The sequence below is a fragment of the Oleiphilus sp. HI0043 genome (assembly GCF_001634935.1).
In genome coordinates this window covers 1-714 of sequence record NZ_LWEY01000748.1, presented here as the reverse complement: position 1 = coordinate 714, position 714 = coordinate 1, and the positions used below count along the sequence as shown (strand labels likewise).

Sequence of the window (714 nt, the reverse complement as noted above, 5' to 3'; positions counted from 1 at the left end):
CTGATATCTGATTCAGCCTTGTTATCTCTTCTCGCTATCGAGAACAAAAGCCTTTATGGAGAGGAGTCTAAACTCTTGGGCGTTGAGTTAGCCGAAGGTATAAGGCGCTTATCATGGTGGCAACGATGAATCGTTCTAGAGCCTTTACATTAATAGAGTTGCTTGTAAGTTTGGCAATTGTTTCCATTCTATTTTCACTGGCCTTACCTTCATACGAGTCCTACCAACAGCGGAGCCGCTTGACTGAGGGGAAGGCCTCTTTATTGCGTTTGCAGACTGAATTGGAGCGTTATGCAATGAGCTTTCAGCGCTACCCGCAAAGCTTATCGGAATTGCTTTCATATGATGAAGACGAGTTAGAATCGGATCACGGCTACTTCAATCTCTACATTGACTCTGGCCTAAGTGATTGTGACGAAGGGGCTTGTTATGCATTGGTCGCTGAGCCGATCATTGAAACTCGTTCGGATGAGAGGTTGGAGTTATATTCTGATGGCCGTAGAGAAGGGCAATGGAATTAACCACAGCTAACATTCTTTCCTCCGCTCGCTTCAACAATATCATCGCTGTTACTGTCGCGCCCTATTCTTAAGCGACCCTGGAAATTAATGATTAGGGCACGCGCATATTTCTCGTCATTGTTTTCTGGGCAATAGATGTAACTTCCGGCACTACCAAGGGGAAAACCAAGGCGGGAAAAAACAACTCTGTTTG

General features: G+C 45.2%; 2 protein-coding genes. One reads left to right on the top strand and one right to left on the bottom strand.

Annotated features, from left to right (window positions below):
• Positions 1–125 precede the first annotated feature (125 nt).
• Positions 126–521, top strand: coding sequence for a type IV pilin protein (locus A3729_RS08620; protein WP_197469610.1), 396 nt, complete (start codon positions 126–128; stop codon positions 519–521).
• On the opposite strand, the gene A3729_RS33865 is transcribed toward A3729_RS08620, so the two are convergent.
• Positions 518–714, bottom strand: a 197-nt coding sequence (locus tag A3729_RS33865; RefSeq protein WP_231877389.1) for a hypothetical protein, incomplete at its 5' end; no start/stop codon positions are given. The two genes, A3729_RS08620 and A3729_RS33865, sit on opposite strands and share 4 nt — an antisense overlap.

Coding starts and splice junctions, on each gene's coding strand:
- A3729_RS08620 (WP_197469610.1), top strand. CDS start 126: ATGAATCGTTCTAGAGCCTTTACATTAATAGAGTTGCTTGTAAGTTTG.